Annotated in this window: 20 protein-coding genes; 6 read left to right on the top strand and 14 right to left on the bottom strand. The window is 70.5% G+C overall.

From position 1 onward, the window contains the following. Positions 1 to 3: 3 nt before the first annotated feature. From Aco04nite_RS00100 to Aco04nite_RS00090, 3 genes are all read right to left on the bottom strand, one after another. Positions 4 to 648 (bottom strand): response regulator transcription factor, encoded by a 645-nt coding sequence (locus Aco04nite_RS00100; protein WP_212995148.1) that lies wholly within the window; start codon positions 646 to 648, stop codon positions 4 to 6. After that, positions 645 to 1,994, bottom strand: coding sequence for a sensor histidine kinase (locus Aco04nite_RS00095; protein WP_212995147.1), 1,350 nt, complete (start codon positions 1,992 to 1,994; stop codon positions 645 to 647). Before Aco04nite_RS00095 ends, Aco04nite_RS00100 begins: the two co-directional genes overlap by 4 nt. Positions 1,995 to 2,089: 95 nt before the next feature. After that, positions 2,090 to 3,667, bottom strand: coding sequence for a phospholipase D family protein (locus tag Aco04nite_RS00090; protein WP_212995146.1), 1,578 nt, complete (start codon positions 3,665 to 3,667; stop codon positions 2,090 to 2,092). Between the two features lie 357 nt (positions 3,668 to 4,024). On the opposite strand from Aco04nite_RS00090, the gene Aco04nite_RS00085 reads away from it, so the two are divergent. Together Aco04nite_RS00085 and Aco04nite_RS00080 are read left to right on the top strand one after the other, a co-directional pair. Next, the gene (locus Aco04nite_RS00085; protein ID WP_212995145.1) at positions 4,025 to 5,236 is read left to right on the top strand and encodes a hypothetical protein; all 1,212 of its coding nucleotides are present in this window, start codon (positions 4,025 to 4,027) and stop codon (positions 5,234 to 5,236) included. A 59-nt stretch (positions 5,237 to 5,295) separates the two neighbouring features. Next, entirely contained in the window at positions 5,296 to 5,952 is a 657-nt protein-coding gene (locus tag Aco04nite_RS00080; RefSeq protein WP_212995144.1) for a DUF4241 domain-containing protein, read from the top strand. A gap of 58 nt (positions 5,953 to 6,010) precedes the next feature. On the opposite strand, the gene Aco04nite_RS00075 is transcribed toward Aco04nite_RS00080, so the two are convergent. After that, positions 6,011 to 6,793: a transglutaminase-like domain-containing protein gene (locus tag Aco04nite_RS00075; protein ID WP_212995143.1), complete on the bottom strand. Its 783-nt coding sequence runs from the start codon at positions 6,791 to 6,793 to the stop codon at positions 6,011 to 6,013. Between the two features lie 59 nt (positions 6,794 to 6,852). On the opposite strand from Aco04nite_RS00075, the gene Aco04nite_RS00070 reads away from it, so the two are divergent. Both Aco04nite_RS00070 and Aco04nite_RS00065 read left to right on the top strand, forming a co-directional pair. Beyond that, positions 6,853 to 8,082 (top strand): phosphotransferase family protein, encoded by a 1,230-nt coding sequence (locus Aco04nite_RS00070; protein ID WP_212995142.1) that lies wholly within the window; start codon positions 6,853 to 6,855, stop codon positions 8,080 to 8,082. After that, positions 8,075 to 9,160, top strand: coding sequence for a protein-L-isoaspartate O-methyltransferase family protein (locus Aco04nite_RS00065; protein WP_212995141.1), 1,086 nt, complete (start codon positions 8,075 to 8,077; stop codon positions 9,158 to 9,160). The genes Aco04nite_RS00070 and Aco04nite_RS00065 overlap by 8 nt, the downstream gene beginning before the upstream one ends. Before the next feature lie 117 nt (positions 9,161 to 9,277). Here Aco04nite_RS00065 and Aco04nite_RS00060 read toward each other — a convergent pair whose 3' ends face one another. The 9 genes from Aco04nite_RS00060 to uraD form a co-directional block, all read right to left on the bottom strand. Next, positions 9,278 to 9,766 (bottom strand): GNAT family N-acetyltransferase, encoded by a 489-nt coding sequence (locus Aco04nite_RS00060; RefSeq protein WP_212995140.1) that lies wholly within the window; start codon positions 9,764 to 9,766, stop codon positions 9,278 to 9,280. Positions 9,767 to 10,543: 777 nt separating this feature from the next. Continuing rightward, positions 10,544 to 11,545, bottom strand: a complete 1,002-nt coding sequence (alc, locus tag Aco04nite_RS00055) for an allantoicase (RefSeq protein WP_212995139.1) — start codon at positions 11,543 to 11,545, stop codon at positions 10,544 to 10,546. After that, complete coding sequence (gene allB / locus Aco04nite_RS00050) at positions 11,545 to 12,858, bottom strand: allantoinase AllB (protein WP_212995138.1); 1,314 nt, start codon at positions 12,856 to 12,858, stop codon at positions 11,545 to 11,547. The genes alc and allB overlap by 1 nt, the downstream gene beginning before the upstream one ends. A gap of 71 nt (positions 12,859 to 12,929) precedes the next feature. Next, positions 12,930 to 14,093, bottom strand: coding sequence for a DUF6986 family protein (locus tag Aco04nite_RS00045; protein WP_212995137.1), 1,164 nt, complete (start codon positions 14,091 to 14,093; stop codon positions 12,930 to 12,932). Between the two features lie 2 nt (positions 14,094 to 14,095). Further along, entirely contained in the window at positions 14,096 to 15,610 is a 1,515-nt protein-coding gene (gene aceB / locus Aco04nite_RS00040) for a malate synthase A (RefSeq protein WP_212995136.1), read from the bottom strand. A gap of 119 nt (positions 15,611 to 15,729) precedes the next feature. Next, complete coding sequence (locus Aco04nite_RS00035) at positions 15,730 to 17,229, bottom strand: DUF1996 domain-containing protein (protein WP_212995135.1); 1,500 nt, start codon at positions 17,227 to 17,229, stop codon at positions 15,730 to 15,732. 163 nt (positions 17,230 to 17,392) lie between these two features. Beyond that, positions 17,393 to 18,745, bottom strand: a complete 1,353-nt coding sequence (locus Aco04nite_RS00030; protein ID WP_212995134.1) for an 8-oxoguanine deaminase — start codon at positions 18,743 to 18,745, stop codon at positions 17,393 to 17,395. Further along, a complete protein-coding gene (gene pucL, locus Aco04nite_RS00025) occupies positions 18,742 to 19,593 on the bottom strand; it encodes a factor-independent urate hydroxylase (RefSeq protein ID WP_212995133.1) in 852 nt (283 codons plus the stop codon). The genes Aco04nite_RS00030 and pucL overlap by 4 nt, the downstream gene beginning before the upstream one ends. Before the next feature lie 3 nt (positions 19,594 to 19,596). Beyond that, positions 19,597 to 20,415 (bottom strand): 2-oxo-4-hydroxy-4-carboxy-5-ureidoimidazoline decarboxylase, encoded by an 819-nt coding sequence (gene uraD / locus Aco04nite_RS00020; protein ID WP_212995132.1) that lies wholly within the window; start codon positions 20,413 to 20,415, stop codon positions 19,597 to 19,599. Positions 20,416 to 20,479: 64 nt separating this feature from the next. Here uraD and hrpB point away from each other — a divergent pair, with 64 nt between their 5' ends. Further along, positions 20,480 to 22,999: an ATP-dependent helicase HrpB gene (gene hrpB / locus Aco04nite_RS00015; RefSeq protein WP_438874885.1), complete on the top strand. Its 2,520-nt coding sequence runs from the start codon at positions 20,480 to 20,482 to the stop codon at positions 22,997 to 22,999. Here hrpB and Aco04nite_RS00010 read toward each other — a convergent pair. Further along, positions 22,983 to 23,690: an alpha/beta hydrolase gene (locus Aco04nite_RS00010; protein WP_212995131.1), complete on the bottom strand. Its 708-nt coding sequence runs from the start codon at positions 23,688 to 23,690 to the stop codon at positions 22,983 to 22,985. The genes hrpB and Aco04nite_RS00010 overlap by 17 nt on opposite strands. A 75-nt stretch (positions 23,691 to 23,765) precedes the next feature. Between Aco04nite_RS00010 and Aco04nite_RS00005 the strand changes: the two genes are divergently transcribed. After that, positions 23,766 to 24,386, top strand: a complete 621-nt coding sequence (locus Aco04nite_RS00005; protein ID WP_212995130.1) for a TetR/AcrR family transcriptional regulator — start codon at positions 23,766 to 23,768, stop codon at positions 24,384 to 24,386. The last annotated feature ends 442 nt before the right edge of the window (positions 24,387 to 24,828 follow it).

Here is a 24,828-nt window from a genome sequence, read left to right as displayed (position 1 = left end):
CGGTCAGGCGCGGAGGTAGCGGAGGACGGCCAGGACCCGGCGGTTGGCCTGGTCCGTGGGTGGGAGGTTGAGTTTGGTGAGGATGTTGCCGACGTGTTTGGTGATGGCGGCCTCGGTGATGAAGAGGCGGGTGGCGATCGCCGAGTTGGAGTGGCCCTCGGCGACCAGGGAAAGGACTTCGCGTTCCCGGGTGGAAAGGGTGGTCAGGGGGTCCGGGGGGCGGTGCAGGAGGCGGCGGACCACTTCGGGGTCGATGACCGTGGCGCCGGCGGTTACCGATCGCAGGCTTTTGGCGAAGTCCTGGACGTCGGCCACCCGGTCTTTGAGGAGGTAGCCGACCGCGCGGCCGTCGCCCGTGCTGAGCAGGGTTGTGGCGTAGTCGGCCTGGACGTACTGGCTGAGGACCACGATCGGGAGGTCCGGGCGGAGGCGGCGGAGGGCCACCGCTGCCTGGAGGCCTTCGTCGCGGAACGTCGGGGGCATGCGGATGTCGGTGATGACCAGGTCGGGGCGGTGCTCGGCGACCACGGCGACCAGCTCTTCGGCATCGCTGACGGCCGCCACCACGTCAAAGCCGAAGCGGGCGAGGACGCTGACCAGGCCTTCGCGGAGCAGGACGCCGTCCTCCGCGAGCACTACGCGGGTCACGGGCGCCCGGCCGCGGGAAGTGACGCAGCCGGCGCGGGTGCGGCGATCAGCGGGAGTTCGATGCGTAGCAGGGTGGGACCGTCCTGGGGGCTGGAGAGCAGGAGGCGGCCGCCGGAAGCGGCGACGCGGTCGGCGAGGCCGGTCAGGCCTGTTCCCCGGGTGGGGTCGGCGCCGCCCTGTCCGTCGTCGCGGATCTCGAGGATGAGGGTTTCGCCGGCTCGGGCGAGGAGGACGTCGGCCCGGGTGGCTTCGGCGTGTTTGACGATGTTGGCGAGGGCTTCGGAGGCGGCGAAGTAGGCGGTGCCCTCGGTCTGCTCGGCGGGACGGGGGACGCCGTCCGCGACGGTCACCGCGACCGGGAGCGGCGAACGGCCGGCCAGTTCGCGCAGGGCCGCCGGGAGGCCGAGGTCGGTCAGTGCCTGGGGGCGGATGCCGTAGATCAGGTCGCGCAGGACGACCATCAGGTCCTTGGCCTGGTCGTGGGCGCGGGTGAGCGGCTCGGCGGCGGGTGAGTCGGCCGGCACGTCCAGGCGCGCCATGCCGAGTTGCAGGGTGAGGCTGGTCAGGCGGTGCTGGGCGCCGTCGTGCAGGTCGCGTTCGATGCGGCGCCGCTCCAGGTCGAAGGCGTCGGCGAGGCGGGCGCGGGACTGGGCGACCTGGTGCAGCTCGAGGCCGGTCCGGTCGCCGAGCAGCGCACGGGCCGCGAAGGCCTGGCCGGTGGCCAGCAGCCCGGCCAGGTAGCCGAACACCGGCACCATCAGAATGCCGAGCAGGAACAGCGGGATCGCCTGAGCGGGAGTGCGGACCTCGAACGCGCCGATCGTCCAGAAGGCCGATCCTCCGGTGACGAAGAACGGACCGAGCAGCAGGGCCGCCTCGATGATGATCAGAAAACCGGCTATCGCGTACGCGGCCGGCACCACCGTCGCGAGGAACAGTGCGTAGAGCAGTTCGCGCCACGTGGCGGGCTCCGAGTAACGGGTGCGGAGCCAGGAGACGAGGTCCGCGGGGGACGGCGGGTGCGGGGACGGCAGGGGGCGACTGTCCATCAGGGACAGCCGGGCGCGCTCGACCACGCCCAGGGGCACGGCCACGAGGGGACCGAGGACGAGCAGCAGCGCCAGCGACACGATCATGAGGAACAGCACGGGGCCGTCCGGCGCGGCGCCGCGGCTCAGGCTGGACATGGCCGCCAGGTAGGGCAGCGCCAGCACGCCGGCCGCGATGGCGACCGGGATGGCGAACGGCAGCGTCGAGAACAGGTAGAAGAGTGCCCGCCAGGGACCGCCGGTGAGCAGGTAGCGGCGATTCAGGAGGGCCAGCGTCGGAGCTTGGGTGGTAGGCACGGAATTACGGTATTGCCGGCCGGGCCGGGCGAGCCAGCCGCTTGGGTCTACGGCGGGGGTATACCTGGGTCTACCTTCGGGCCGACGGCGATGGCTTACCAGTCGCCTGCCCGGCGGGCGCGCCAGGACCGGCCGTCCGGGTCATACATGAGACGGTACGCGGGCTTCGCCCAGAACCGCTGGAACCACGGGAGCCGCTCGGGCTTGTGGGGCATCAACCGGCCCGGAGGACGGGGACCCTGCTCGCCGTTCGCGTGCCAGTCGCTGAGTTTGCCGGCGATCGCGCTCACTGTGCGTACGGCGGAACCGGGGTCCAGAAGGTCCTCGTCCTCGGACAGGTCGAGGTGCTCGCGCAGCAGCGACAACCGCAGGTGCCGCGCGTAAACGCGCGCCTGATCACCCAGGCCCGCCGGATCGGCCGGCTCCCGCTCGTCGCGGGTCTCGTCGAGGACCGCGCAGGAGAGCTCGCTGTCGTGCGTCCAGGATCGCCGGTTGAAGTTGTCGCTGCCCACGCTGGCCCACACGTCGTCGATCACGCAGACCTTGGCGTGCACGTAGACCGGCGTGCCGGCGTGGTTCTCCACGTCGAAGATGTGCACGCGGTCCGGTGCGGCGCTGCGGCACAGCTCGATGGCCTCCTCGCGGCCGATCTGGTTGGGCGGGAGCGCGAATCGTCCGTCCACATCGGGGTGACGGGGCACCACCGCGATCAGGTTGAGCTCGGGATTGTCGGTGAGCGCTTCGGCGAACAGCTGGGCGACCTCGGTCGACCACAGATACTGATCTTCGAGGTAGATCAGCTGGCGTGCCCGTTTGATGGCTTTTGTATAGCCGCGGGCGATGCTCTGCTCCCCCAGGCTCGCGAAGCTGTAGGGCGGGCGCATAGCCGGATAGGTCCGCAGCACCTGAATGTTGTGCGAGCCGGCCCGGGGCGGGTCGGCGGGCTGCGGCGGCAGCCGGTCGGCGCGGAGATCGGCGTGCCGGAGCTTGTCCGTGATCGTGGAGATCGGGCCGTGCTGGTCCAGCGGGGCCGGGTCGTTCCACCGCTCCCGGAAGGAAAGATCGAGGGCGCCGACGACCGGTCCGCGCAGGGCCAGCTGCACGTCGTGCCAGGGCGGATTCTTACCATACGCCGAGGCCATCGCGATCGGCTGCGGGTCGCCGTGGTGCCGCTCGTCGTCGCGCCGGCTGTGACACAGGTCGATGCCGCCCGCGAACGCGATGTCGCGCTCGGGTTCGCCGGGGTGCCGGAGGATCACGACCTTCTGATGGTGCGAGCCTCCTCGCCGTACCCTCTGATCGAGCAGGACCTCGCCACCCGCGGCCGCGATGTCCTCACTCAGGTCCCGGTTCTCTTCCTCGCTGTAGGCGAGTTTGTCGATGTGTGAGCGCCAGAGCAGACCCTTGACCACCACGCCGCGCTTGGCCGCCGCCGCGAAGAGCTCCGCAATGGTCGGGCCGTCGTCGCGCATCCGCTCGTCGGGGTCGCCACGCCAGTCGGTGAAGAAGAGATAGTCACCGTCACCGAGCTGTTCGACCTCGTTCACCAACCGGTCGAAATAGTTTCTTCCGTGGAAAAGCGGCTCGGCGGTGTTTCCCTCGCACCAGGTGGGTATCTCGGAGTCCGGGTTGCCCCGCTCCTGCGTGGTCAGAAACCAGTCCTCCAGTTGCACCGGGCAGCCCTTCGAGGTCGACGACGCCTCAACGCTAGGCCCCCCGGCACCCGCACGCACCCCCAAGCCCGCCATCGCGTCGAAGGACACACCCCATGAGCACTGAGCCGATGACCACGACCGCCCCCACCGCCGACTCCTCCGAGCGCGGTCTGCTGATCGGCCTGCTGATGCTCGTCCTGCTCGGCGTCGGGGCCATGCTGTTCATGGGCTGAGTTGTCTCCATGGACTGAGCTGTCGTCAACGACTGATCAGCGTCCAATTTGTCGCGATGCATACACGCGCTCACTTTGCGTCCTCACTTTGTGACGGAAAGCGGGCAGCGGGATCCGGCGGTGCTCATTCATACTTTTCGGTATGACGGGGGAGCCGGGATACATCAGCGCAACCATTGAGATTCCACCGGCGGAAGCAGCGGCCGGCACGATCAGATCACTCTGGTCACCCACCCACGGACCGTTGCACATCACGGTCCCGCCGGGCACGACGGACGGCGCGGTGCTGTGGGTCGACTCACCCGGCGGCAAGGTCGCCGTCACCGTACGTGTGACGTTGCCCTTCCCTGCTCCCGCGCCCGTTCTCGCGGGGCCGCCGATCGCCGTGCAGCGGTCCGGGCGGCGTAACAAGCTCATCGGTCTCGGTGTCGCAGCGGTCCTGGTGGCCGGCTGCATCGGCGTCATCGGCGCCTTCTCCGGCGGGGACGACGACGAGAAACCGGTTGCCGAAACCCTGATCGCGACGGGCACCACCACCGCGCCGACGATCGCGCCGACCACGACGGCGCCGAGCACCCCCGAGCAGTACGCCGCACTGCTCACCGGCTCCGACAACGCCATCAGGGCGACCTTCGGCAAGCTCAACACCAGCGACAACAAGGCGTTCGCGAAAGCCGCTCCGGCCGCGGCGGCCAGCATCCGCAACGAGGCAGACAAGTTGCGCGCCAGCGAGCCACCCGCCGGTGCCGAAAGCGTCCACGAGGATCTCGCGCAGCAGCTCGACAGCTTCGGCGACATCATCGAGGAGACCGCGGGCACCAAGCAGGAATGCCCGGCCGCGTCACCGTACGCATCGGTGCTGCAGTCCGGTTGGGCCGACGGCATCCGCGCCGACGTCAAGAAGCTGACCTCGGCCAACGGCAAGTACAAGTTCGGGACGTTCCTGCCGGCCGCGCCCAAGGACCAGAACCGCCGCCTCAGCAACGGCAAGTACGTCAAGCGGACCTCCACCGGCGGGCTCGGTCACCTGAAGATCGAGAACGGCGGGGACGACACCACGGTCTCGCTGGTCAAGGGCAAGAAGACGGTCTTCACGGTCTACGTCCGGGGCGGGAAGTCGTACACCGCCAAGGGCATCAAGGACGGCACCTACCGCATCTACACGGCGACCGGCACCGACTGGAATTCCGCGAAGAAGGGGTTCACCCGCGACTGCGGCTTCAGCAAGTTCGACGACACGTTCAAGTTCAGCACGACCTCGCGTACGTCCTCCATCTGGACGATCACGCTGACACCGGTGGTCGGTGGCAATGCGACCACCAGCGACGTCGATCCGGATGCCTTTCCTCAGTAGTTCCGGGGCCGGGGGTGGGGTGGCGGTTTTTGTCGGTGGTCGGGGATAGCGTGCGGGGTATGGCTGTGGATATCGGTGAGCTGCTGGGACGGCTCCTGAGCGAGGGCGCACGACACTCCGACGACACCCATGACTACCACCTCACGATGGTCCCGGTCGGCGATGTGACGCTGCCCACCGGACGCGTCGTGGCCTGCGATCCGCTGGTCTACGCCGGCGACTCGCCACCTTTCACCGTTCCCGTCACCCCGGGCCGCTACCCCCTGCGGGCGTGGGTCGCCGTGATCGGTTTCGGGCCACCCGGAAACCGGGTCGAGTCCGACAGACGCACGGCCGCCCTGCAGCTGGTCATCCGCGACCAGCCCACCACCACGTGGGAGCCGGCCTGCGTGCCCGATCCCGCCGTCCCCGACCCGGCGAGCATCGACGAGGACGGCTTCGCGGTCTATCCGGTCGACTCCGGCACCGGCACGTTCGCTGACGAGCAGGCCGTCGCCGCCCTGGCGGGCTGGCCCTACGAACGCCTCGAGGACGCCTACATCCCGGCCGTGATCGAGGCGGCGCCCAGCCCCCTCGACGCGATCACCCACGAGGCCAGCGGAGCCAACGTTCTGCTGGTCAGCACGGGGTGGGGAGACGGCGCATACGCCACGTTCATCGGCCGCGGCGCCGACGGCGACGTCACCAGCTTCGTCACCGACTTCCGCGTTCTGTGACCCGCTCCGCACCCGGTGGGTGCGGGGCCGGTCCGGCCGCCCCGGCGCGGGGGCTGCCTCAGGGGAGTTCGACCAGGTCGGTGTGGTTGTCATAAGGGAGGGAGCCGCCGGCAACCGCCGTGATCATCAGCTCGGGCAGCAGCAGGTATCCGGAGATCGTGGTGGCGAACGCGGTGTCCGCGGCGTCGCGGCCGGTGGTGATGCGGATCAGGCTCTGCCGCGGGGCCAGGCGGGTCGCGTCCCAGACCGTCCAGCGGCCCTGCACCGCGGCCTCCACCACTAGGTGGAAGTCCATCGGCGACAGGCCGGGAGCGTAGACAGCTGCGACGCGGGCCGGGATGTCCTTCGCGCGGCACAACGTCGCCATCAGGTGGGCGTAGTCGCGGCAGACCCCGCGGCCGTCCATCAGGGTGTCGCTCGCGTCGGTGGACGGGCCGCTGCTGCCCACGACATAGTCGAGGTGGTCGTGCACCCAGGCCGCAATTGCGCGTACGGTATCAGCGGCATTGTCCTGACTAAATTGTTTCGCCGCGAAACCACCGAGCCGATCGGACGGGCAGTAGCGGCTCGGACGCAGGGCGACGATGCGTTCGAGGTCGGTGACATCCGCGGGCCGGGGCTGCTCGACCGGCATCTCGGCACTGTAGGTGACCGTGAGGATCCCCTTCGGAGCGTGCACGATGTGCTGACGACCCCCGATCTCCGTCGTGGGCACGCGGCCCCCGTCGGTCGAGACCGTCAACGACTCGTTCCGGGGCTTCTGGGCGGCGATCTGCAACACGATCTCCGCGGGCTCGGTCACGTCGAAACCGAGGGTGCAACCGACCTGCGAGGTATCCACCGCCCCACGTTATCCACAGGGGCAGCCACAAAAACGTCGCACGCGTTACGGTCCTTCGCGTGACCCGCATCGTGACGCTCGTGCTCACCGATACGTCCGGGGACGTCCTCGGTTCGCTGCCGCCGTTCGAGCTCGAGCTGCCCTGGTGGCAGGAGACCGCCGACGTGGTCGACGCCGTGCGCGACCGGCACGGGCTGGTGGTCACGGTGCTGCGGCTGCTCGCTGCCACGCACCCTGCGCCACCCGGTGGCGAGGTCACCTACTTGGCCCAGATCGACGGCGCTGTTGATGTCGCGCTCAAACCGTATGAGGTGGATCTTCATCCGTCGCCGCTGCGGGCGCCCTGGGCCGTGCCCGGTGGTCCCGATGCCTCTCTCGAGTGGGCGTTGTCGCTGTGTCCCGGCGATGCGTCGGCAGAGCAGATCCGCACCTGGAATCTCTCCGCGATCTGGCGCATCGACGTGAGCGGCACCCCGGTGGCCTGGCTCAAACAGGTTCCGATCTTCGCCGCCCACGAGCCGGCCGTGCTGCGCCTGGTCGACGAGGTCTCCCCCGGCCTCGTCCCCGCGGTGCTCGCCACCGGCGCCGCGGGCCGCAGCCTGCTCACACACGTCCCCGGCGAGGACCGCTACGGCGCCGGCCCTGACTTCTGCGCCGCGGTCGCCCGCGCCTTCCACCCGGTCCAGGAGCACTTCGCCACCCACGTCAGCGCGCTGCTCGACGCGGGCGTCCCCGACCGCCGGCTCACCTACGACCGCTTCGCCCGGGTCGCCGAGCCCTGGCTCGACCACCTCGACGGCCTCGACGACCTGCTCGACGAGCTACCGGCCCGCCTCGCCGCGATCGCCGCCTGCGGCCTGCCCGACACCCTCATCCACGGCGACCTGCACCCCGGCAACGTCCGCTCCCCCACCGCGCCGGATCAAGTCCCTGCGGGGTCGGGCGCTGCGGGGTCGGGCGCTGCGGATGGGGTGGTGATTGTCGACTGGGCCGATTCGGCGGTGGGACATCCGGCGCTCGACATCGTCCGGCTGGGTGCGGAGTTGCCTGCCGGCTCGTTGATCGGCGAGTGGGCCGCACGGTGGCGGGCGGCTGTGCCCGGGTGCGATCCGGAGACGGCGCTGGAGCTGATCCGGCCCGTGGCGGCCCTCGCCTCGGCAGCGAAGTACCAGGAGTTCCTCGATCACATCGAGGAGTCCGAGCGGCCCTATCATGAGTCCGACGTCCCGGAGATGCTGCTGGCCGCGGTCGGCGTCACGCGGCCCTCTCCCCGTGCAGACCATGACTGACCTGCGACGCCGTTTCGTGGCGGAGATCGAGCGGGAGACCGGTCCGCTGCCACCGGCGCTCGCGGACGCGTTCGGGGCCGTTCCCCGCGAGGTGTTCGTGGGCGGCGGATTCCAGCGCCGGGACGGCAAGTGGGCGACTCCGGGCATGCCCGGCTTCCTCCAGACGGTCTACAGCGACAACGTCCTCGTCACGAAGCTGGCGGACGGGCTGCCGGTCAGCTCCTCCAGCCAGCCCTCCCTGATGGCGATCATGCTGACGGCCCTGGACGTCCGGCCCGGCGACCGGGTGCTGGAGATCGGCACCGGCACGGGTTACAACGCCGCGTTGCTGAGCAGGCTGGGCGCCTCGGTGACCAGTGTGGATGTTCAGCCCGACGTCGCTGCCCAGGCGAGGGACGCACTGAAGCTGGCCGGCGTTCAGGACGTCCGGCTTCTCGTCGGCGACGGCTACCTCGACGCCGGCCCGGACTTCGATCGAGTGATCGTCACGGTCGGGGTCGCGGGCGTCTCCCCGCACTGGTTGTCACAGTCCCGGCCAGGTCTGGTCGTTGTGCCCGTGGAACATGCCGGCACCCACCCGGTCCTCGCTGTCACCGGCACCGCCGACGGGCCCGTGACGGGCTCCGTGATCTGTCCCTCGGGCTTCATGACAGCCGCGGGCCCGTTGACCGCCCAGCACGGCACCAGCCATCCGGCACCGACCGCCGCCCTCACCGCCCTGAAAGAGGCAACCCCGCCGCGCTGGGCCGAGCCGTTGACCTCCCTGCGCTACCGGGACCTCTGGTACGCCGCCGGCATCTGGAGCACCCGCGCAACCCATGCCGCCCTGCCTGACCACCAGCAGAACGCCGTCGCCCTCCTGGATCCCGCGGGCACGGGCGGCGCGGCGATCCTGCCCGACGGCTCGGTCCTGGCCGGCGGTCCCGACGCCGCGGATCGCACCGACGAGGCCAACAACATCCTCGACCGATGGGAGTCGGCCGGGCGGCCCCCGATGCAGGCCTGGCAGATAACACTGTCCCGGACGCCCGACCCGCGGTATCCGCTCTGGACGCCAACAAGCTGGCAGCTCAGGTGAAGGGGGCGCGGTGGGGCGGCAGCTCAGGTGAAGGTCACGCGGCTGGATGGCAGGTCAGGTGAAGGTCACACGTTGGGACGGCAGCTCAGGTGATGAGGGGCACGGCTTAATGGCAGCTCAGGTGTAGGAGGTCGCGAAGATGAGCTGATCTGTTGTGGAGCGTTTTTCTAGCTCGAGGCCGATCTTCGTGGCGACTCGCTGGGAGGGGATGTTGGCCGGGTCGATGATCGCTATGAGGCGGGGGGCGTGAAGGATGTCGCGCGCGTGGTCCCGGACGGCCGAGGCGGCTTCTGTGGCGAGACCGAGGCCCTGCAGGTCGGCTCGCACGTGATAGCCGACCTCCAGTTCGGTGACGCCGTCCACCTGCTGGTAGGTCAGGCCGCAGTCCCCCACGAACTCACCGGTCGCGCGTAGCGACAGGATCCACAGTCCGAAGCCGTGCTCGGCGTAGAGGCCGAGGTTCCAGTCGATCCAGTGCTGAGCTTCGGCGCGGGTTCGGGGCCGGGGGTAGTAGTGCATGACCTCCGGCGAGCCGAGCAGCGCCGCCATGTCGTCGAGGTCTCCGGCAGTCATCTGCCGGAATTCCAGCCGGGCGGTCGTGATCACGAGGCGGCCCCGAAGCGGGCACGGAGACCCAACCGGGCGGCCGCGATCACGAGACGACCGCGAAGCTGGCACAAAGGCCCAACCGGGCGGCCGCGATCACGAGACGACCGCGAAGCTGGCACAAAGGCCCAACCGGGCGGCCGCGATCACGAGACGACCGCGAAGCTGGCACAAAGGCCCAACCGGGCGGCCGCGATCACGAGACGACCGCGAAGCTGGCACGGAGACCCAACCGGGCGGACGCGATCACGAGACCGCCCTGAGGTGATTACCGGAGTTCGCTGCGGCGGATCCGATCATCAAGCGGGCCCCATCACTGAGCTGACTCGAAACGGGCCGGAAAGAACGGCCGAGAGAGACGAGCCCAGGGTGACGGCCCGGGGTGATCGACCCGGAAACAGCGACCCGCGAAGAACGACCGACGGGAGAACAACCCAGGAACAACGCCCGGGATGGACGGCCCAGGGACCAACCCGGGAAGAACGACCTGGAGTGAGCGACCCGCGATGAACGACCCACGAAAAACGACCCGGAGACAACGACCTGAAGACAACGGCCCAAAGAACGGCCCGGGAAGAACGACCTGAGCAGAACGACCTGAGTAGAACGTCCAAGAGAGAACAGCCCAAGGAGAACAGCCCGGGGAGAACAGCCCGGGGAGAACGGCCCGGGGAGAACAGCCCGGGGAGAACAGCCCGGGAAGAACGGCCCGGGAAGAACGGCCCGGGAAGAACGGCCCGGGAAGAACGGCCCGGGGAGAGTGGGTGGGCGGGGTCGTCATGTGGTGGCTTCGAAGCGGGCTCGGAGGACGGCGGCGTCGGGGCGGGCGTGGAGGCGGAGGCGGGCCATGCCGCCGTCGGGGTAGATGTCGAGGCGGACGTGGGTGGCGACGGGGACGACGGGGATGGGGAAGCGGTGGCGGGTGTCGGGGCTGAGGCGGATCTGGGGGAGGAGGTCGAACCAGTCGTCGGGGTCGTCGAGGAGGCCTACGCGGCCGTCGATGCCGCGGAGGGTGGCGCTGCCGGGGGCGTTGCCCTTGAAGTGGCTGGTGTCGAGTTCGGCGAGTTCGATGATGGCGGGGGCGGCGAGTTGGACCAGGACCCAGTCGTTGCCGTCGTCGCGGCGGCGGGAGGTTTCCCAGCCGTCGCCCATGGAGCGGGCGAGACCCGGGTTGATCATATTTTGGGGGTGGCCGTAGAACATGTTGCTGCAGCTGGCGATGCGGGCGCCGTGTTCGGCGGCGGCGACGTCGAAGATCGCGGGGAGCAGGCGGGGGTCGGGGACGACCTCGCCGTGCACGCGCAGCCGCGCCACCCCGCCGTCGGGGTAGATGTTGAGGCGCACGTGGGTGAACCGCTGCCGCGAGTCGACGGGAAAGAGATTCTGGCTGTCACCGGACAGCGCCGAGCGCGGCACGAGCGGCGACCAGTCAGCCTCGAGAAGCTGGGCGGCGTCAGGGTAGCCGTCCAGCGCAGCGCCCTCGACAGACGCGTACGGCGGGTAGTTGCCGGTGAAGAACGCCGTGTCGATGTCGATCCCGTGCACCACGCCGGGCGCGCCGAGCCGCACGATCACCGTGTCGTAGCCGGGTTCACGACGGCGTCGGGTCTCCCAGCCGTCGTAGACCTGGCCCTTCTGCCCGAACGTGCGGGGCGCGAAGACCGGGGACGCGGGCTCGACGAGATGGTCGGCGGCGGCGAAGAACTCGTCGTTGGCGTGGACGATCCCGCCGCCGAAGGTGCGCGACGCGAGGTCGGGCAGGAGCGTGAATTCTTCCATCAGGAGTCCTTCCGGCTGAGGAAGCGACCCTGCGGGGCCTCTCCGGTGACCGTCCGACCGCGCAGCCAGGTGGTGCGGACCACTCCGGTGAGGGTCTTCCCGGCGTACGGGGTGACGGGGTTGCGGTGGTGCAGTGCCGCCGGATCGACCGTGAAGGTGTCGTCCGGGTCGAACGCGACAAGGTCGGCGTCGGCGCCGACGGCGAGCCTTCCCTTGGTGGTGAGTCCGACGAGGTCGGCGGGGCGCCGGGCCATCCAGTCGACGACGTCGGCGAGGCTGTGGCCGCGGGTGCGGGCGGCTGTCCAGATCACCGGCAGGCCCAGCTGGACCGAGGCGATGCCACCCCAGGCGGCCGCGAAGTCGCCGCTGTCCTGGCGTTTCAGGTCGGGGGTGCACGGCGAGTGGTCGCTGACCACGCAGGTGATCACGCCGTCGGCGAGCGCGGCCCAGAGCTGGTCGCGGTTGGCCGAGTCGCGGATCGGCGGGCAGCATTTGAACTCGGTGGCGCCCTCGGGGATCTCCGCCGCGTCGAGGGTCAGGTAGTGCGGGCAGGTCTCGGCGGTCACCCGCAGGCCTTCGGCCTTCGCCGCGACGATCAACGGCAACGCGGTCGCGGCGGACAGGTGCAGGATGTGGACGCGCGCTCCGGCCTCCCGGGCTGCCGCGATTGCCGTGGCCACGGCCGCATGTTCCGCTTCCGGTGGGCGAGAATCCAGAAATTGACCGTACGCCGGGGAGCTGACCGCTTCCCGAAGGTGACCGGGATCCTCGGCATGGATCACGAACTGCGCGTCCACGGCGGCGAGCGCCTCGGCGAGCTGGTCCGCGTCCAGCGGCGGAAACTCGGGGACACCGGAGTCGGCGAGGAACGCCTTGAAGCCGTACACCCCGGCGGCGTGCAGGGCCGGGAGGTCGCCGGCGTTGCCCGGGATCGCTCCGCCCCAGAATCCGACGTCGACGTGGATCTGCCCGGAGGCCGCCTTCTGTTTGATCTCGAGGGCTTCGGCGGTGACGGTGGGCGGCAGGCTGTTCAGCGGCATGTCCACGATGGCGGTGACCCCGCCCGCGGCTGCCGCCCGGGTCGCGCTGGCGAACCCTTCCCATTCCGTGCGCCCGGGCTCGTTGACGTGCACGTGGGTGTCGACGAGGCCGGGCAGCAGCGCCACGTTCCCGAGGTCCACGTCGTCGACGGCGGTGAGCTCAGCATCGTACGGATCAATGGCAGTGATTTTTCCGGCCCGGACCGAGACGGCGGCCGGACGTTCGCCGTCGGGGGTGACGGCGCGGCGGGACCGCACCACGAGATCGACCATGAGGGTGAGCCTAATGCCCCTGCGTTGCCGGGCGGCTACGTCAAGCGAAGCCGGCCCGGCAACAGCAGGAGTTAATAGGTCGACGCGAGCGTGACCAGCTCCGAGCGGCTGAAGCCCACCGCGCCCGTGGACAACGCGCCGCAATCGAGGCCACGTAGAAGATATCCCGCCAGCGCGCGGGCCGTGGCCGGTTCGTCGAGGATGCCGCCGGACTGGCGGTCGAGGTAGCGGCGCAGGCGCAGCACCGCGGCGTCCATGCCGTCGGCGAAGAACGCGTAGGTCGCCGCGAAACGGGTCGGTAGCTGGGCCGGGTGCAGGTCCCAGCCCTGGTAGAAGCCGCGTTCCAGGGAGCGGCGCACGAGCCGGTGGTGCAGGGCCCACGCCTCGTGGACCGCGACGTCGGTGCCGATGGGCAGGATGTTGGTGGAGCCGTCGGAGAGGCGTACGCCGGTCCCTGCCGCCGCCGCCTGGATGACCGCCTTGGCGTAGTCGGCCACGGGGTGGTCCATGGCCTGGTGCGCCGCGGCGACGCCGGCCGCCGCGCTGTAGTCGTACGTGCCGTAGTGCAGCCCGGTGCACCGCCCGGCCGCCGCCGTGATGAGCCGGGCCACGGTCGCCGTGCCGTCCGCGCCGAGCACCGCCGACGGGAGCTCGATCTGGATCTCGAAGCGCAGCGACCCGGTCGGCAGCCCGTGCACCGTCTCGAGCTTCTCGCAGAGCTCGGCCATCGCCTCGACCTGCTCGGGGCCGCTGACCTTGGGCAGCGTCACCACGAACGGCTCGGGATAGAGCGAGAGCCAGAGGTCGAGGGTACGCAGTGCGCGATGCCGCGTCGGCGCCTCCAGCGATTTGATCCGGATCCCCACGAACGGCGGCCGGACCCCGTCGAGCAGCACCGCGGCCGCCTGTTTGACCGCGGCGTCCTCCTGCTCGTCGTCGCGGACGCCGTACCCGTCCTCGAAGTCGACGCGCAGGTCCTCGATCGGCTCGGCGGTCAGTTTGGCGCGCACCCGCTCCTCGAGCGCGGCCGGGAACGGCACCGGCGGGTGCTCGTCGAGCGCGGCGATGGCCTGCGCACCCCAGTCACGGAACCCCGTGATCCGGTCGGCGGGCACGTAGACGGTGTGGACCGGCTGCCGGCCCGAGCGCTCCCCGGGGTACCGCGAGCGCAGGAACGCGTCGTGACCGGCGAGCCGATCGTCGATGATCGCGTAGTCGTCGTCGCTGAGCCGCACGGTCAGTCGATCGAGTCGTAGGCGGCGGTGGTCAGGAAGTCGGCGAAGTCGTCCGCCAGCGCGACCCGTTCGAAGAGTTTGCGGGCCTCGGCGAAGCGGTTGCCGGCCGGCTGGTCGATCTTGCGGAGCTCCTCGTCCTCGAACCGGGCGACCAGCTCGGCGGTGATCGGGGTGCCGTCGTCGAGCAGCACGCCGTTGTGGATCCACTGCCAGACCTGGGACCGGGAGATCTCGGCGGTGGCGGCGTCCTCCATGAGGTTGTTGATGGCGACCGCGCCGTTGCCCCGCAGCCACGCCTCGAGGTACTGCAGCGCCACGGACACGTTGGAGCGCAGGCCGGCCTCGGTCACCACGGCGCCGAGCGAGGCCACGTCGAGCAGTTGCGCCGCGGTGACGGTGACGTCTGCACGCGTACGGTCGAGCTGGTTGGTGTTCTGGAAAGCGGCGAAGCAGAGCGGGACCAGGTCGGGGTGCGCGACCCACGAGCCGTCGAAGCCGTCCCCCGCCTCGCGTTCCTTGTCCTCGCGCACCTTGGCGAACGCGACCTCGTTGACGGCCGGGTCGCGGCGGCTGGGGATGAACGCGGCCATGCCACCCATCGCGAACGCCCCGCGGCGGTGGCAGGTCGAGACGAGCAGCTCGGTGTAGGCGCGCATGAACGGCGCGGTCATCGTCACCGCGGCCCGGTCGGGCAGCACCATCGCCGGGTTGTCGCGGAAGTACTTGATGATGCTGAACAGGTAGTCCCAGCGACCGGCGTTGAGCCCGGCGATGTGCGGGCGCAGGGCCCACAGGATCTCGTCCATCTCGAACGCGGCGGGGATCGTCTCGATCAGCACGGTGGCGCGGATCGTGCCGACCGGGATGCCGAGCGTCTCCTGCGCGTAGGTGAAGACGTCGTTCCAGAGGGCCGCCTCGCGATGCGACTCCATCTTGGGCAGGTAGAAGTACGGGCCGCTGCCGCGGGAGACCAGCTCGGCGGCGTTGTGGAAGAAGTAGAGCCCGAAGTCGACCAGCGCGCCGACCGCCGGGGCGTCGTCGACCTGCAGGTGCCGCTCGTCGAGGTGCCAGCCGCGCGGGCGCATCACGATCGTCGGGTACGGCCCTTCGCCCAGCTCGTACGTCTTCTTCTCGGTCTTCAGCGAGACCGTGCGCCGGATCGCGTCGTAGAGGTTCTGCTGACCGCCGACGACGTTGTCCCAGTGCGGGGTGTTGGCGTCCTCGAGGTCGGCCAGCCACACCTTCGCACCGGAGTTGAGCGCGTTGATGGTCATCTTGCGCTCGGTCGGGCCGGTGATCTCGACGCGGCGGTCGCTCAGGTCGGCCGGCGCGGCGGGGACCGTCCAGTCGCCGGCGCGGATCTCCGCCGTCTCGGGCAGGAAGTCGAGCGTGCCCCCGGCGGCTATCTCGCCGCGGCGGGCGGCCCGGGCGGCGAGCAGCTCATCGCGGCGTGGCCGGAACCGCCTGTTCAGGTCGGTCACAAAGGCAACAGCTTCGGGGGACAGGATCTCGGGCACGGGTGACGACTCCCTCCAAGAAGACTTCCCCCGTACCGTATCGGTCCCGGAACGGGCAGTGGCCCCCGCGGGGAAACGGGGGCCACTGCTTTCCTACCTGTCTTCTGACGGGGGATTCGTCAGAAGCCGCCCTCGCTGTTGCACTTGGCCTTCTGCCAGATGCAGTTCTTGACGCGGCTGCCCAGGGCGTCGTTCTCCCAAGCGAAGAACGCGTCGCCGTGCATCGACGAGGCGTTGCCGGACGACAGCTTCATTCCGGCCGTGCTGCCGTGGTTCTTGTAGCCGATGACGAACGACAGCGACGGGATCGCGACCGGGAACTTTCCGCTGGCGCAGGTGCCGTCCGGGCCGGTCGGGCCGACGTGCGACTTGTGGTCGGGGCTGTCCAGGTGCACGCCGTCCCAGCAGTCCGGGAACGTCAGCTGGAACGTGAGGTTCGCCGTGTTCGCGCAGACCGGCCAGTTGCCGTCGGTGCTGCGGCCGGTCTGGCCACCTGCGCCGGCGCACCAGAACTGCCCGGGGGCGCCGTCGGGGGTGTCGGTCTGCTTCTTCGCGTCACCCTGGATCATGCGGAAACCCTGCGGGAACGGCATGGTCTTGGTGGTGTCCTTGAGCCGCGAGCCGTAGTACACGGTCACGCCCTCGAGCTCGACCGGCGTTCCGTCGGCCTCCTGCAGCTGGGGGATCCAGTACGCCGAGTGGTCGTCGGCCGGCTTGCAGCTGGAACTGGTGTTGGCCATCAGCGACTGGAGCGTCGTAGCGGCGTCGGTGCTGTTGTTGCCCAGGAACGTGTGCATGTGCGAGGCGCCCGGCATGTTCGGGAAGACGATGGCGTCGTCCTTGGCCGAGTGGCTCAGCGTGCAGGAGGCGTTGAACTCCGCCACCCGGACGTTGTTGCTGGGGACGTTGGTGTTCTGCTTCAGCGCGTTGAAGTCGGCGAGCTGCTTCTGCCACGCCGCCTGGTCCATCGTCACCCAGCCGTCACCGCTCGGGGTGCCCGCTGAGGCCGAGGGGGACGGGGACGCCGAGGGGGATGTTGACGGCTTTGTTGTGGCTGAGGTTGAAGGAGACGGCGCCGCAGCGGACCCGAACGTGAACCAGTTGACGTTCACGAAGTCGGAGCGCGACGCGGACTTCATCACGGCGAAGACGGTCTGCTTGCCGGTGGGCGCGCTCGCCGCTCTCGCAGTGACCGTCTTCCACTTCTGCCAGCCGCCGGTCGACGCCACCGGGAACGTCGCGAGCAGCGTGCCGGTCTGGGTGCCGAGGTGCAGCTCGATCGAGCCGCCCTCGGTGTTCTGCGAGGCGATCCGGGCGCTCAGGTCGGCGCTCGTGATCGACACGTTGTCGTACTTGAGCCAGTCGCCGTTGCTCAGCCAGCCGACGTTCTTGCCGCCATCGGCGTCGCCGGTGCCCTCGGTCTGGGCACCGGACTGGGCGGTGAACGCCTCGGCCTGCACGCGTCCGGGGACGACGACCTCGTCCGCGCTCGCCGCGGCGATGTAGATGCCGCTGCCGCCGAGCGCCGCGACCACCGCGGACGCCAGCGTGATGCGAGTGATGCGGCGGCGCTTCTTGACCGGGTCCTGGGGCGCGACATGCGCGGGCGTATTCCGCATTAACTGTCCTTCGGGTCTGCACGACTAGGCGTTTCCGAAAGGGAGTATGCAGAGGTCAGAGCACTTGTTTCAACTCGCGGAAGAAGAATTAAGAACGGCCGGAAATGGCGTTGCTGGTCGCCGCGCCGCGCGCAATCGATAACATTTTCTCCGGCCGACTTCCTTAAATCTTCCTTAAGAGCTGCTCGTGTACGCGTTGAGCGCGCTGAGCGAGCACCGCAGCGTCGGCGTTCACCAGCTCGCCGCGCGACACCACCGGCCGGCCCGCCACGAGAGCCAGCTCGACGGGGGCGGCAGGGCCGAGGACCAGCGCCGCGACCTTGTCGTCGATGCCCGCGTGCCCGAGCCCGTCGAGGCGCCAGAGCACGAGATCGGCAAGCTTACCCACCTCGATGCTGCCGATGTCGTCCTGGCGCCCGAGCAGCCGCGCGCCGCCCAGCGTGCCGAGCCGAAGCGACTCGCGGGCTGTCATCGCCGTCGGCCCCCCGCGCAGCCGGGCGACGTACAGCGCCTGCCGCAGCTCCTCGCCCAGATGGGCGGCCTCCTGCGACGCCGAGCCGTCGACCCCGAGCCCCACCGGCACCCCGGCGTCGAGCAGGTCACGCACCCGGGCCAGCCCCGCGCCGAGCCGCGCGTTGGAGCTCGGGCAGTGCGCCACCCCGGTCCCGGTCGCGGCGAGCTTCGCCACGGACGCATCATCCAGGTGTACGCCGTGAGCCAGCCACACGTCGTCCCCGAGCCACCCCAGCCGTTCGGCGTACTCGACGGGCGTGCACCCGAACTTCTCCCGGCAGAAGTCGTCCTCGTCGTCGGTCTCGGCGAGATGGGTGTGCAGCCGCACGCCCTTGCGCCGGGCCAGCGCCGCCGCCTCGGTCATGAGCTTCTGCGTGACCGAGAACGGGGAGCACGGGGACACCCCGATCCGCAGCATCGACTCCGGCGACGGGTCGTGCCACCGGTCGATGGCCGCCTCGGTCGCGGCGAGCGCCTCGTCGGTGTCCTCGACGACGTTGTCCGGCGGGAGCCCGCCCTGGGACTGCCCGAGGTCCATCGAGCCGCGGGTCGGATGGAAACGCAGCCCGATCTCGCGCGCCGCCAGGATCTCGGCTTCGAGGACGTCGCCGCCGTCGCGAGGGAAGACGTAGTGGTGATCCATGCTGGTCGTGCAGCCGGACAGCGCCAGCCAGCCCAGCGCAGCCCCGGCCGCCGCACCCACGACCTCGGCGTCGATGCGGCCCCAGATCGGATAGAGCGTCGTCAGCCAGCCGAACAGGGTGTCGTCCTGCGCCAGCCCGCGGGTCGCCCACTGGTAGAGGTGGTGATGCGTGTTGACCAGACCGGGAGTGATCAGGCAGCCGGAGCCGTCGACCCGCTGCGCTCCCCCGGCCTCACCCGCATAGGAGCCTGCACCGACCGCCGCGATCCGGCCGTCGTCGCCGACCACGACGTGCCCGTCGCTGTGTTCGGTGCCCGCAGCATCCACTGTCGCGACGGTGGCGTTCTCAATGATGATCACAGGTACCACTCCACCAGAGCCGGGGGTGCGTCGTCACGGGTCACGGTGCCCTCGATCAGCCCGTAGGGCCGGTCCCCCGCGATGAAAACCTCGCCCGGGTTCTCCAGGTCGAACGGCGACAGGTCGACGAGGTAGTGGTGCTTGTTGGGCAGCGTCAGCCGGATCTCGGCGATCCCGTCGTGGTCGGCGAGCACCCGCTTTCCCATGGCATACAGCGTCTGCTGCAGCGAATAGCTGTAGGTGGTGACGAACGCGTTGACCAGGGAATCTTTCACGGATTCAAACGGCGTTACCTCCGAACTGTGCCGCCAGGAAGCGTTGACCACCGTGGCGAGGATGCGGTCGGTGGCCTCGGGCAGTGTCGTGTAGCGATCACGCGGGAAACCGTGGAACTCAGAATCCGTGGTGTTCATCAGCGTCAGGTCGGAGATGCCGGAAACGACCTGGACCTCGCCGGAGGCAGCCACGTCGACCGTCGCCGTGCGGACGAAATCACCGGCGCGGCGGAACGAGTGGGGGCCGATGCGCTCCCAGCCGAACGACTCGAGCCGGATCCGGGCATGCGCGACCTGGGGCTGCGTCGACACGAAATGCCGGCCCAGCAGCAACCCGAACTCCTCGGGCGTGGCGACACCGTGCTCACGCGCGAAGGCGTACACCGTGTTCTTCATGGTGTCGGTCGGCAGCACCCCGGCGTTGTCGCCGGTCAGATGGGTGGCCGCCAGATCGCCGGAGAGCGCGACGCTGACGTTGAGATCCGTCAGGCCGTGCCTGTCGCCGTCCCGGGTGACCCGCACGAGCCGGGTCTCCGCCTTGCCGTACCGGTTGGGTCCCAGCACGATCGCCACGCGTCAGCTCCCTCGATAGGTGGTGTAGCCGTACCGGCTCAGCAGCAGCGGCACGTGATAGTGCCGCGCGGTGTCGTCCACCCGGAACGCCACGGTGACCTCCGGGAAGAACGCGTCCTCACCCAGGTATTCCTCGACGGCGAAGACGAGCCGGTAGCCGCCGGCCAGCCATTCCCAGCCCGGCACGCCGAACCGGAACCGCCCGTCGCCGTCGGTGCGGCCCTCGCCGACCGGGTGCCAGCCCTCACCGGTCTGCCGCTCCAGCCGCACCGGGACGCCCGCGGCCGGATCGCCGCTGACCGTGTCGAGGATGTGCGTGGAGAGCGCGTGCCCGTCGACCAGCCGCTCCAGGCGCAGCAGGGCGATGCGCCGCAGCTGATCGGTCACGATGACCCGCTCGGCCTGCTCGTCGTTGCCGAGCCGCTCCCGCGCGGCCGCCAGGATCTCCTCCTGTGACCGGCCGCTGGCGAAGATCAGGAAGACGTGCCCGAAGCGCTCCTCGTAGGCCCGGTTGGCCGCGATCAGCTCGGCCCGCGTGGACTCGTCGGCGGTGGTCGCGGCCGTCGACTGCTCCCGGCGCGACCAGGCTGCCTCCTTCGAGTCGCCCCCGGCCCGCTCACCGATGCGCGGATGCGCGGACAGACCCAGGAGGACCTCGGGCCAGCTCAGCTCGCTGCCGATCCGGCCGGCCGTGGCCAGCAGGGCTTCCTTCGAAGGGTACGGACGGTCGGCAGCAACCGCGGCACCCCATGCCGGAGCAGCGCAAACGGCGAGCAGCTCAGCTTCGAGCCGCTCGGCGGGCAGGGCGTTGAACGCTTCCACGTGAGAGTTATACACCGCGCATGTGACAGCGAAGGACGCTCCGCGCGTACGGAAGACTGGTCTGATGCTGATCCCCCAGGACGCCCTGCCGGACCTGCCGATCCGGGCCGTCCTGCCCGCCGTGACCGCGGCGCTCGCCGGGCCGGGCGCGGCCGTGCTCGTGGCACCCCCGGGCACCGGGAAGACCACGGTGGTCCCGCTCGCGATGGCGGATCCCGGCTCCGGGCGGGTCATCGTCGCCGAGCCCCGCCGGGTCGCCGCCCGAGCAGCGGCCCGGCGCATGTCGTCCCTGCTCGGCGAGGAGGTGGGTGGCCTCGTCGGCTATTCGGTGCGCGGTGACCGCCGCGTCTCCGCCCGCACCCGCATCGAGGTCGTCACCACCGGCGTCCTGGTCCGGCGGCTGCACCGCGACCCCGAGCTCGCCGGCACCACCGCGGTCGTGCTCGACGAGTGCCACGAACGACACCTCGACACCGACCTGGCCCTGGCGTTCCTCATCGAGGTGCGAGCGGCGCTGCGCCCCGACCTCAGCCTGCTCGCCACCTCCGCGACCGCCGACTCGGAACGCCTCTCGGAGATCCTCGGCGACGCACCCGTGATCTCCGCCGAGGCGGTCCTCTTCCCGGTGGAGGTTCACTGGTGCCCGCCGGCACCGCCCGTCGCTCCCCCGCACGGCCTGCGCGTCGACCCCCGGCTGCTCGACCACGTCGCCGCCACGATCCGGCGCGCGCTGGCCGACGGCGACGGCGACGTGCTGGCCTTCCTGCCCGGCGCGCGCGAGATCGACACGGTCGCCGGGAAACTGCGCGGGCTCGGCGTGGACGTGGTCGCGTTGCACGGGCGGCTCTCCGGGTCGGCTCAGGACGCCGCGCTCCGGGCCGGGGCGTCGCGACGCGTGGTGCTGGCCACGGCGGTTGCGGAGAGCAGTTTGACCGTTCCGGGCGTACGCGCGGTGGTCGACGCCGGGCTCAGCCGGGTCCCGCGGATGGACCACAGCCGGGGGCTCGGCACGCTGGTGACCGTGCCGGTGTCCCGCGCCGGAGCCAGGCAGCGGGCCGGGCGGGCCGGGCGTGAGGCGCCGGGCCGGGTGTATCGGTGCTGGTCGCAGGCCCAGCATGATCGGTTGCCGGCGCAGCCCGAGCCGGAGGTCGCTGCCGCGGACCTCACCGGGTTCGCGCTGGATCTCGCGCTGTGGGGGCACCCCGACGGCAGCGGGCTCGCGCTGCCGGACGCGCCGCCTGCGGGTGCCATGCAGGCCGCTATGGGTACGCTGCGCGACCTCGGGGCCACCGACGCCGACGGAAAGATCACCGGGCGGGGGCGGGCGCTCGCCGACGCCGGGCTGCACCCGCGGCTCGCCCGGGCCCTGATCGACGGCGCTTCCACCGTGGGCTCGCGGCGGGCCGCCGAGATCGTCGCGCTGCTCGACGGCGAGGGGCGGGCCGACGACGTGGTCGCTGCCTGGCGACGGGCCCGCAACGAACGCGACGGCGCCTGGCAGTCCGAGGTGCGCCGCCTGACCGCCGCCCTGGACCGCAACACCGCCGGCCGCACAGGTAAGGCCGGCGGGGCTTCGAGCTCCGGTCGCGGGACGGGCGGCGGCGGGACGGCGGGGCTCACCGATGATCTCGCGGCGGGCCTGGTGGTCGGGCTGGCCTACCCGGAAAGGGTGGCGCGGGCGCGATCGGCGGGCTCACGGGCGTACCTCATGGCGGGCGGGACCGAAGCGGAGCTGCACGGCGGCAGTGGGCTGGCGGGAACGACCTGGCTGGCGGTGGCCGACGCGGACCGTGCGCCGGGGGCACGGACCGCGCGCATCCGCGGAGCCGCCCCGCTCGACGAGGCGACGGCTGTGGAAGCGGCGGCGACCCTGGCCCGTACGGTCACCGAGATCGGCTGGATCGACGGCGACGTGGTGGCCCGCCGTGCCGAACGCCTCGGCGCGATCACCCTGGTGGAGCGGCGGATCGACAACCCGGACCCCGCACTCGTGCAGGAGGCGCTCCGGGAAGGGCTGCGCCGCGAGGGACTCGGCCTGCTCACCTGGTCACGCCCGGCGACCGAGCTGCGGCAACGGCTGGCGTTCGCCCACGCGGCCCTCGGCGAGCCCTGGCCGGACGTCTCCGACGAGGCCCTGACCGAAACCGACTGGCTGGACCTGGGCCGGGCCCGCCGCCGCGCCGACCTGGCCAAACTGGATCTCACCGGGGCCCTGCGGTCGCTGCTGCCCTGGTCGATCGCCGGCCGGCTGAACGACGTGGCGCCGGAGCGGTTGCCCGTGCCCAGCGGCTCAAACATCCGCGTCGACTACACGGACCCGGCCGCCCCGGTGCTGGCGGTGAAGCTGCAGGAGACATTCGGCTGGCAGGACGCGCCACGGCTCGCGGACGGCCGGGTGCCCGTGCGCCTGCATCTGCTCTCCCCCGCCGGTCGTCCGCTCGCCGTCACCAGCGACCTGGCGTCCTTCTGGATCAACGTCTATCCCCAGGTACGCGGTGAGATGCGCGGCCGCTACCCCCGGCACCCGTGGCCCGAGGACCCGGCCGCCGCGGCGCCCACCCGCCGGCTCAACCAGCGGCGTTGAGCAGCGCCTTCGCCACCTCGTCGGGGTGGGTGAGCAGGGCCTCGTGCGTGCCCGGCACCATGATCGGCTCCACCCCGACGCGAGCGGCCAGTTCGACACCCGGTGCCGCGAGCGCCAGGTCGTGCTCGGCAAGGACATAGGCGATGGGTACGCCCAGAGTCTCCACGCCGTCCACATCGATCGCATCCAGCATGTAAGCACCCGGCTGCGGCACCAACTGGTCGTAGACGAGTCGCTGGAGCGCCCCCGGCTCCCCCTGCATGAGCTGCGCCCCGAACGACGCGAAGTCCACCTCGATCGTCCGCTGCGGCGACGCCCCGATCGCGCCCCGCAGATAGGCCCCCATCTCGGGCCCCATCGCGTCGGTCATCGACTCGCCCCGCCGCGGGATGAACGCGCTGAAGTAGCGGATCCCGGCCAGCCGCCCCGCCAGCCGGTGCGCGGCCGCGGTGATCGGGATGCCCGCGAAGCTGTGCCCGACCAGCACGACATCACGCAGGTCACGCCGCTCGACCTCGGCGACGATGTGCTCCACCGCGTCAGTCAGCCGCAGCTCGGACGGGTCGTCGCCCATCGAGAGTCCGGGCAGCGTCAACGCCAGCGCATTGTGCCCGGCGGCCCGCAGCCGGTGCCCGACCGGATGCCAGGACCAGCCGCCGTGCCAGGCACCGGGGATCAGGACGAAATTCATGGGAAACTCTCTTCATAGCTCAGTATGTTGATCAGAGCGTACTCTACTGAAAGTAGCCGCCTGTAAGATCGGCGCGTGGCACCCCAAGCAACCGGCCGCCGAGCCGAATACGCCGCCGCGACCCGGGACGCGATCCTGGCCGCGGCCCGCGAGCTGTTCGTCTCCCAGGGCTACTTCGGCACCCGCGTCGAGGACATAGCGCGAACCGCCCGCGTCGCCCCTGCCACGGTCTACGCCGTGGGCGGCGGCAAGAACGGCCTGCTCCGCGAGCTGATCGAGACCGCCGTCCGATCCGGCGAGAACGACACCATCCGCGCCCGCCTCAGCACACACACCGACGCGCGCGAGCTGATCAGCTTCGTCGTCGACACCAGCCGCGCCAAGTTCGAGCAGTGGTCACCGCTGATGCGCCAGGTGATCGCCGCCGCACCCCGGGAGCCGGGCGTCCGCGAGAGCCTCGACGTCGCACATGCCAGCCTGCGTGACACCCTCGCGCGCACGGCGGACCGACTGGCCGAGCTGGGCGCACTCCGGCCGGGCCTGGACGCCGCCGCGGCGACGGACGTGCTGTGGTTCTACTTAGGAAATTCTGCTTATTTCACGATGACCGACGATTTGTCTTGGTCACTTCCACGCGCCGCCGCCTGGCTGGAAGAGAACCTCACCTTTGCCCTGCTGGGCCCCTCCAACACCTAGCGTCCTGAGTCTCTGACTCGTTCGCAGTCAGGTGGCAAGGATCTCGTCGGCGGTTCGGTCCGGACGTAGGGCCATGGCTGGTCATTCCGGCCGGTCCGGACGTGACCCTCCGCGTCGGAACACCAACGGCCGCACGGTCGCGGGGCTAGATGTTGCGCGGAGCACTGGTATACGACAACTTTGTGCGGCGTTGTTCGTCAAGTCTGGGCAATCGTGCCTGACAGCGAAACATATCTCTTCCGCCCAGACGTGATTGGTCCATGCTTGACACCTGAAGCCGCAGAATGTTGCGCATCGCGGCTTTCGGCGCAACTTCCTGCCCGTAGTCAGAGTTTTGCCACCCTCGCCGCCTACCGCAACCGAATCAAAGACTCAGAACACCCCCAGGCCGGGACCGGGCCAGCCGGCCGGGGCCGAGCCGGCCAGGACCGGGCCAGCCAGG

The sequence above is a fragment of the Winogradskya consettensis genome, assembly GCF_018332715.1.
GTDB classification, from domain to species: Bacteria; Actinomycetota; Actinomycetes; order Mycobacteriales; family Micromonosporaceae; genus Actinoplanes; species Actinoplanes consettensis.
Note: the sequence above shows the minus strand (reverse complement) of the source record. Positions and strands in the feature narration are given on the sequence as shown.

Excerpts from the sequence above, each read along its gene's own strand:
- hrpB (WP_438874885.1), top strand. The coding sequence starts at position 20,480 with ATGCTGATCCCCCAGGACGCCCTGCCGGACCTGCCGATCCGGGCCGTC.
- alc (WP_212995139.1), bottom strand. The coding sequence starts at position 11,545 with ATGGAAGAATTCACGCTCCTGCCCGACCTCGCGTCGCGCACCTTCGGC.
- allB (WP_212995138.1), bottom strand. The coding sequence starts at position 12,858 with ATGGTCGATCTCGTGGTGCGGTCCCGCCGCGCCGTCACCCCCGACGGC.
- Aco04nite_RS00035 (WP_212995135.1), bottom strand. The coding sequence starts at position 17,229 with ATGCGGAATACGCCCGCGCATGTCGCGCCCCAGGACCCGGTCAAGAAG.
- Aco04nite_RS00080 (WP_212995144.1), top strand. The coding sequence starts at position 5,296 with ATGGCTGTGGATATCGGTGAGCTGCTGGGACGGCTCCTGAGCGAGGGC.
- Aco04nite_RS00010 (WP_212995131.1), bottom strand. The coding sequence starts at position 23,690 with ATGAATTTCGTCCTGATCCCCGGTGCCTGGCACGGCGGCTGGTCCTGG.
- Aco04nite_RS00085 (WP_212995145.1), top strand. The coding sequence starts at position 4,025 with ATGACGGGGGAGCCGGGATACATCAGCGCAACCATTGAGATTCCACCG.
- Aco04nite_RS00065 (WP_212995141.1), top strand. The coding sequence starts at position 8,075 with ATGACTGACCTGCGACGCCGTTTCGTGGCGGAGATCGAGCGGGAGACC.